The following is a 7,676-nucleotide window of genomic DNA, read 5'->3' as shown; positions in this document are numbered from 1 at the left end:
GCCGCGCCGCCTGCTTTGCCGCCGGCCTCGGCGCCCGCGCCCGTGGACGTGAGCCGCCTCGTGCTCTCCACCCTGCGCACCATCGGCGCGCAGGACGCGGTGCCGCTCGGCTCGCCGTATCCGGACCCGGCGCTGTATCCGTGGCGACGCATCAATCAGTACGCGAACGCCATCGCGCGGCGTCACGCGAGCTGGAACCTGATCGACGACCTGCCGCCCGGCAATCCCGAGCTGATCCGCCAGATCGCGCGCCGCTACGCGGAGAACGGCGCGACCATCGACCCGGACGAAATCGTCATTACCGTGGGCGCGACCGAGGCCATCAACCTGAGCCTGCAGGCCGTGGCGCGTCCCGGCGACACCGTGGCCGTCGAATCGCCCACCTACTACGCGATGCTCCACGCGATCGAGCGTCTGGGCATGCGCGCGATCGAAGTGAGCACGCACCCGGACACCGGCATCGACCTCGACGCGCTCGAACGCGTGCTCGCGCGCCAGAAGGTCGCGGCCTGCATGGTGATGCCGAACTTCCAGAATCCGCTGGGCTTCAGCATGCCCGACGCCAGCAAGGCGCGGCTCGTGGAAATCGCGCAGGCGCACGATCTGCCCGTGATCGAGAACGACGTCTATCAGGAGCTGTATTACGGCGATACGCGGCCATCGTCGCTCAAGCAGTTCGACACGCGCGGGCTGGTGCTGCACTGCGCGTCGTTCTCGAAGAGTCTTTCGGCGTCGTACCGGATCGGCTGGGCGATGCCGGGCCGCTATCGCGCGCAGGTCGAAAAGCTCAAGTTCCTCAATACGCTCACGACGCCGTCGGTGCCGCAGGTGGCGCTCGCCGACTATCTGCGCCATGATGGCTACGACCGTCATCTGCGTCGTCTGCGGCGCTTTTACCGGCAGCAGGCGCGGCTCATGAAGGCGATGGTCGAGCGTTTCTTTCCGGCGGGCACGCGCACGTCCGATCCGCAGGGCGGCTACGTGCTGTGGGTCGAACTGCCGCCGCGCGTGGATTCGATGCGGCTCTATCAGGCCGCGCTCGCGCAGGGCATCACCATCGGGCCGGGATATATGTTTTCGATGCGCAACGACTTTCACCACTACATTCGCCTGAACTATAGCTATCCGTGGACCGCGCAGACCGAGGCGGCGCTGAAGACGCTCGGCGAGCTGGCCGCGAAGATGGCCTGAGGAGACGCACGATGCACGACGAAGACAAGGACGACGACCTGCATAACGGCAACGGCAGCCACGGCGTGCCCGGCGACGAAGACGGCGCGGACGGCGACGTCGATCCCGCGCTGGTCGCGATCCTCGAACAGCTCTGGCGCGCGCATCGCGAGACGCCCGGACGCGAGTGGTCGCTCGCCAAGCTCTCGAAGCAGGCGGGCGTGCCGATGAGCGGTCTGCGCCGCCACCTGACCGGACTCGTCGACAGCGGCCTCGTGGTCACCACGCTCGCCGAGGACGGCACGGGCCGCGCGAGCCTCTCGGAAGACGGCTGCGCGTTCTGCCTGGAAGTGTTCGGCGGCGCGGAAGGGGCGAACTGAGCCAGGCAGACGAACGCGCCGCGTACGTCGCTTACGCCGCGTATGCCGAGTACGTCAAGCGCGTTTGCGCGCGGCGCATTACACTCGCTCGAACTTCATCGTCATCGCCATGGACTATATCGACACCTTGCGGATCTTCCGTTCCGTGGTCGAGGCGCGCAGCTTCACGCGCGCCGCGGACATGCACGGCCTCGCCACGCCGGTCGTCTCGCGTGCGATCGCGCGGCTGGAAAAGCGGCTCGGCAGCCGCCTGTTTCACCGCACCACGCGCGCGGTGTCGCTGACCGAGGCCGCCGAGCGTTTCTACGACGGCTGCTGCCGCGTGCTCGACGACCTCGACGCGCTGGAGGCGGGCGCCACCGAGCAGACGCGCGAAGCCAACGGCGTGCTGCGCCTCGTCGCGCACACCACGGCCACGGTGAACCGGCTCGTGCCGCTCATTTCGAGCTTCAAGCGCGCGCATCCGAAGGTCACGCTCGACGTGATGCTGACCGAGCGTCAGGTCGATCTGGTCGCCGACGGCTACGACCTCGGCCTCGTGCTGCCGTTCATGCTCAACAACGACACCACGGTGACGAAGCTGCTCGAACGCATTCCGCTCGCGCTCGTCACCTCGCCCGCGTATCTCGCGGCCACGTCCACGCCGCGCCATCCCGCCGATCTCGCGCAGCACGTCTTCGTGCCGATGCCGCCGTCGCTGCGCAAGCCCTCGCTCACGTTTCGCGGCCCCGATGGCGAGGACGACGTGACCGTGCAGCTGAAGTACGAGATCGCGTCGAACAATCCCGAGTTCAATCGCGCGATGGTGCTGGAAGGCTTCGGCATCGGCATTCTGCCGGTCGCGCTGGTGCAGGCGGATCTGGCGGCGGGCCGCCTCGTCACGTTGCTCGACGACTTCCCGATCAGCGACATGCAGATCGAGATCCGCCTCGCGTATACCTCGCGCACGCTGCTGCCCGCCAAGGTGCGCGCTTTCATCGATCACGCGACGGAGTTTTTCGGCGGCGTCACGCACGCCCAGCCGCATACCCAGGCGCTCGCCGACGCGCAGGAACAGCGAGTCGGCTGAAAACTCAGCGTCTGCTTCATTGCTGCTTCATAGCCGCTTCATAACCTCGTCATCGCGCGTTGCGCAGCGATTGTTGCCGCCGCGGTCATAGTGTGATGCCGCGCGCGGCAGTTGTGGCGGCCCGGCGCGCCGTCTAATCTGTGCGTATGCACACTTATGACCGTTCTTCGCCGGCGCAGTCGTTTTCCGCCCTCGCTCTGGAGCACGACGACTGCTTCGCGGTGCGTCAGGCGGCGCGCCATCTTTCGCAGCTTTACGAGCGGCATCTGAGCGCGGCGGGGCTCACGCCCACGCAGTTCAGCATACTCGGCGCGCTCGGCGCGACGGACCCGGCGGACCCGGCGCAAGGCCAACCCTCGCTGACGATGGCGCAACTCGCCCGCACGATGGTGATGGAACGCACGACGCTGGTGCGCGCGCTGCGGCCCTTGCTGCGCAGCGGTCTGGTCGCCGATCTGGCGGCCGCAAAGCATTCGGCAACGGACGGCGAGCACGCGTCGCAAAGCGCGGATTGCCGCCGCCGCCAGGTCGCGCTGACGGCGGCGGGGCGCGAGCGGCTGGGCGAAGCGGGCGTGCATTGGCGCGCCGCGCAGGACGAATTCGAGCGCCGTTTCGGCGCGCAGCGCGCCGCGTGGCTCAGGCGCGAATTGCTGCGCATCACGCGGGCGGTGTGAGTCGGTACGCATCGGTTTCATCACGCTGCGGTATTTTTTTATTCTCATTAGTGCATATACACAGGTGAACGTCATGTCGAGTCCTTCCACTCCTGCCACGGGCGCCGCGCCGCGCGAACGGGCGCGTCTGCCCTGGATGCGCCTCGCAGTCGGCGCCGTGGCGCTCGTGCTCGCCGCGGCGCTGGGCTACTGGTTCCTCGTGCTGCGCTTCGTGCAGTCCACCGACGACGCCTACGTGGGCGGCAACGTCACGGTGATGGCGCCGCGCGTGAGCGGCTTCGTCGCCGAGATCGACGTGCAGGACAACCAGCGCGTGAAGGCTGGCCAGGTGCTGATCCGGCTCGACGCGCGCGACTACGACGCGAAGCTCGCGCAGGCCGACGCCGAACTCGCGAGCGCGCGCGCCGCCGTGGCGGAACTCGACGCACGCCGCACGCTGCAAGCCGCCGTCATCAATCAGAGCCAGGCCGAGGCGCGCGCCTCGAACGCCGAACTCACGCGCAGCGCGCAGGACCAGACGCGTTACCGCGCGCTCGTGAAGGACGACGCGGTGTCGAATCAACTCGTCGAACGCGCCGACGCCGACGCCGTGAAAGCTCAGGCGTCTGTCGCGAAAAGCGGCGCGGCGGTGCTGGCGGCGCAGCGTCAGCTCGACGTGCTGGCCGCGCAGATCGTCGACGCGCAGGCGCGCGTGGCGACCGCCGAAGCGAGCCGCCGTCTCGCGGCGCTCAACGTCGATTACACGACGATCCGCGCGCCGGTGGACGGTTTCATCGGCAATCGCACGGCGCGTGTGGGCATGCTCGCGAATGTGGGCGCGCCGCTGCTGACCGTGGTGCCCGCGTCGGACCTCTGGGTGGACGCGAATTTCAAGGAGGACCAGCTCCGCAAGATGCATGCGGGCGATGCCGCCGACGTCGAACTCGACGCCGCGAGCGGCACACTGCACGGCAAGGTCGAAAGTCTCGCGCCGGCCACGGGTGCGACCTTCAGCGTGCTGCCGCCCGAGAACGCGACCGGCAACTTCACGAAGATCGTGCAGCGCGTGCCGGTGCGCATTCGCGTGCAGGTGCCGCCGGGCATGGAGGGCGTGCTGCGTCCGGGCCTCTCGGCGACGGTGAAGGTGCATCTAGACAGCGGTGCGCAGCACGCCGCCGCGCAATGACCGCCACGGACCCGACATGAACGCCCCGACCACCGAACTCGAAGTGCGCCCCACGCAGGCCGCAAGCGAGACTGTGAGCGCAGCCGCGCCGCGCCCGCTCCAGCCGCACGAACAGCCGATGGCGCAGCGCGCCTTCGCGTTCGCGCTGATGTGCATCGGCTTCTTCATGGCCACGCTCGATATCCAGATCGTCGCTTCGTCGCTGCGCGATATCGGCGGCGGACTGTCCGCGAGCCAGGACGAACTCTCGTGGGTGCAGACCGCGTATCTGATCGCCGAAATCATGGTGATTCCGATGTCGGGCTGGCTCTCGAAAGTGTTCTCGACGCGCTGGCTGTTCGTCGGCTCGGCGGTGGGGTTCACGATCACGAGCATGCTGTGCGGCCTCGCGTGGGACATCAACTCGATGATCATCTTCCGCGCGCTGCAAGGCGCGCTCGGCGCGGCGATGATTCCCACCGTGTTCACCACGGCGTTCGTGCTGTTTCCCGGCAAGCAGCGCATCGTGGCCTCGACGACCATCGGCGCGCTGGCCTCGCTCGCGCCCACGCTCGGTCCCGTGATCGGCGGCTGGATCACCGATCAGTGGTCGTGGCACTGGCTGTTCTATCTGAACCTCGTGCCCGGCATCGCCGTGGCCGCGCTGGTGCCGAAATACGTGCATATCGACGAACCCGATCTCTCGCTGATCAAGCGCGGCGATTATCTCGGCATCGTGCTGATGAGCGCGTTTCTCGGCTGCCTCGAATACGTGCTCGAAGAAGGGCCGCGCAAGAACTGGTTCGGCGACGACGCGATCGTGTTCTGCGCGTGGATCGCGGCCATCGGCGGCTTTCTGTTCATCGTGCATGCGTTCACCGCGAAAGATCCGATCGTCGATCTGCGCGCGCTCTCGGTGCGCAACTTCGGCATCGGCAGCGTGCTGTCGTTCGTGACCGGCATCGGCATCTTCGTGGCCGTGTTTCTCACGCCGCTGTTTCTCGCCGAAGTGCGCGGATTCAGCTCGTTGCAGATTGGTTTGTCGCTGCTTTCGGTGGGCGCGTTCCAGCTGATCGCGCTCGGCTTCTACGCGTTCGCCACGCGCTATTTCAGCATGCGTGCGCTGCTGCTGTTCGGGCTCGTGTGCTTCGGGCTCGGCTGTTATCTCTACGTGCCGCTCACGCACGATTGGGGCTGGCAGCAATTCCTGCTGCCGCAGGCGCTGCGCGGCATCGGCCAGCAATTCGCGGTTCCGCCCATCGTGACGATGTCGCTCGGTTCGCTGCCGCCTTCGCGGCTGAAATCGGCGAGCGGGCTGTTCAATCTGATGCGCAATCTGGGCGGCGCGATCGGCATTGCAGTGAGCGCGACGATGCTCAACGATCGCCTGAACTTTCACTATCTGCGTCTGAACGAGAGCGTGACGCACGGCGTGCCGCAAGTCGAATTATTGCTTGCCGGACGCACCGCGTACTGGTCGACGATGGCGGGCAACACGCTCGACGCCGCGCAAACGGGACTCGCGCAACTGCACGCGCTGGTGCTGCGCGAAGCGCTCGTCATGACGTTCTCCGATACGTTCTTCGTGCTGTCGCTGTGCTTCGTGGTGGCGATTGTCTGCGTGGCGTTTTCGCGGCCGATCACGACGGCCGCGCCGCCGCCGGACGCGCATTGAGTCCGCAATAAAGTTCGCACCGAAGTTCGCACCGAAGTTTGCATTGAATCTCCGAGGCTCACCATGTCACGTTCGACGCTTTCTCCTCTGAAGCCGATTCGCTTTGCGTTGTCGACGCTTTCGGCACTCGCGCTCGCGGCCTGCGCCGTGCAGCCCGCGCAACACGCCGATTTGCCCGCGACCGTGCACGACACCGCGCCCGCCGCGTGGCGCATCGACGCCCCGCAGGACGCCGTCGACGCCCGCGCCTGGTGGGCGCAATTCGACGACCCGACGCTCGACGCGCTGCTCGCCACGGTGCTGGGCGGCAATCTCGACTTGCAGGCCGCCGCCGAGCGCGTGAAGCAGGCGCAATCGATCACGACGCAGAAGCACGCGGCGCTGCTGCCGCAGCTCGACTTCACGGCGCAGGGCGCGTATGCGCGGCAGAACACGCCGCCGCCGCTCGGCTATGTGAAGCAGGCGGGCGCGGGTCTCGCGCTGAGCTGGTCGCCCGATGTGTTCGGCGGCGAGCGGCTCGATCTGCTGGCGGCGCAGGCGAATCTCGTCGGGCAGCAACACGCGCTCGACGCCGTGCGTCTCGCGCTGGCGGCGGATACGGCGTCCGCGTATGTCGATTTGCGCTGGGCGCAGGCGGAACTGAAGATTCTTCAGGACAACGTCGGGATACGTCAGCGCACCTTGCAGCTCACGCAGGATCGCCTGAAATACGGGCTGTCCACGCAACTCGACGTCACGCGTGCGCAAACGCAGTTGAGCGAACTGCAGGCGCGGATTCCGCGCGCGCAGGCGAGCATCGAGCATCAACTGAATCTGATTGCGGTGTACACGGGCCGCACGCCGGAATCCGTCGCGCAACTCGCACTCGCGACGCCCGCGCCGATTCCGGCCGCGCCCGCGAGCGTGCCGCAACTGCTGCCTTCCGAAGCGCTGCTGCGCCGCCCCGACGTGCAGGCCGCTTACGCGACGGTCCAGCAGCGCGCGGCGGAAGTGGGCGTGGCGCGCGCGGAGCGGTATCCGAAGTTCTCGCTCAATCTCGCGGATGGCGTGCTCGCGGCCTCGTATCTCGGGCTGCCGACGCTCACCGACAATCTCTTCAGCGCGGCGCTGAGCGCGACAAGCCCGATCTTCAACGCGGGCCGTATCAGCGCCGATATCGCGCAGAGCGAAAGCCGCATGCGCGAATCGCAACTGAATCTGCAGCAGACGATGTTGCAGGCGCTGCGCGAAGTGGAGGACAGCCGCACCGACCTCGTGAGCACGGCCGCGCAGACGCAGCAGTTGCGCGACGCCGTGACGGCCTCGGCGCAATCTCTCAAGCTCGCGAATCAGCTTTACAAAGGCGGCGCGACGGATTTTCTCGATGTGCTGAGCGCGCAGCAAACCTGGCTCGCCGATGCCGATCTGCTCAACGACGCGCAGCGCGAGCGCGCGCTCGCGGCGGTCGCGTTGTATCGCTCGCTCGGCGGCGGCTGGAGCGAAAGCGGCGAGGTGGTGGCCGCTTCGGCCGCATCGGCACGCGGCGGCTAATGCGTTGGCCAAGTCGGCGCGCGCGCGTTCAGGC

7 protein-coding genes are annotated in these 7,676 nt (G+C 67.4%); all 7 read left to right on the top strand.

All coding sequences use genetic code 11. The features are described 5' to 3' along the window. The coding region (locus G3N97_RS34335; RefSeq protein WP_205997311.1) for a PLP-dependent aminotransferase family protein at positions 1 to 1,191 on the top strand (1,191 nt) is incomplete at its 5' end. Between the two features lie 65 nt (positions 1,192 to 1,256). Next, a complete protein-coding gene (locus G3N97_RS34330; RefSeq protein WP_346778161.1) occupies positions 1,257 to 1,550 on the top strand; it encodes a helix-turn-helix domain-containing protein in 294 nt (97 codons plus the stop codon). Positions 1,551 to 1,659: 109 nt separating this feature from the next. After that, a complete protein-coding gene (locus G3N97_RS34325; RefSeq protein WP_205997309.1) occupies positions 1,660 to 2,619 on the top strand; it encodes a LysR family transcriptional regulator in 960 nt (319 codons plus the stop codon). 146 nt (positions 2,620 to 2,765) lie between these two features. Next, positions 2,766 to 3,293, top strand: a complete 528-nt coding sequence (locus tag G3N97_RS34320; protein ID WP_205997308.1) for a MarR family winged helix-turn-helix transcriptional regulator — start codon at positions 2,766 to 2,768, stop codon at positions 3,291 to 3,293. Positions 3,294 to 3,366: 73 nt separating this feature from the next. Beyond that, positions 3,367 to 4,458, top strand: a complete 1,092-nt coding sequence (locus G3N97_RS34315) for an HlyD family secretion protein (RefSeq protein ID WP_205997307.1) — start codon at positions 3,367 to 3,369, stop codon at positions 4,456 to 4,458. Between the two features lie 118 nt (positions 4,459 to 4,576). Next, on the top strand, positions 4,577 to 6,112 hold the full coding sequence (locus G3N97_RS34310; protein WP_205997313.1) for a DHA2 family efflux MFS transporter permease subunit: 1,536 nt from the start codon (positions 4,577 to 4,579) through the stop codon (positions 6,110 to 6,112). A gap of 87 nt (positions 6,113 to 6,199) precedes the next feature. Further along, entirely contained in the window at positions 6,200 to 7,642 is a 1,443-nt protein-coding gene (locus G3N97_RS34305) for an efflux transporter outer membrane subunit (RefSeq protein WP_205997312.1), read from the top strand. The last annotated feature ends 34 nt before the right edge of the window (positions 7,643 to 7,676 follow it).

The sequence above is a fragment of the Paraburkholderia sp. Ac-20347 genome (assembly GCF_017104805.1).
Lineage (GTDB): Bacteria > Pseudomonadota > Gammaproteobacteria > Burkholderiales > Burkholderiaceae > Paraburkholderia > Paraburkholderia tropica.
The sequence above is the reverse complement of the archived record's forward strand: the minus strand, read 5'-3'. Positions and strand labels throughout refer to the sequence as shown.

Excerpts from the sequence above, each read along its gene's own strand:
- G3N97_RS34325 (WP_205997309.1), top strand. The coding sequence starts at position 1,660 with ATGGACTATATCGACACCTTGCGGATCTTCCGTTCCGTGGTCGAGGCG.
- G3N97_RS34315 (WP_205997307.1), top strand. The coding sequence starts at position 3,367 with ATGTCGAGTCCTTCCACTCCTGCCACGGGCGCCGCGCCGCGCGAACGG.
- G3N97_RS34310 (WP_205997313.1), top strand. The coding sequence starts at position 4,577 with ATGGCGCAGCGCGCCTTCGCGTTCGCGCTGATGTGCATCGGCTTCTTC.
- G3N97_RS34320 (WP_205997308.1), top strand. The coding sequence starts at position 2,766 with ATGCACACTTATGACCGTTCTTCGCCGGCGCAGTCGTTTTCCGCCCTC.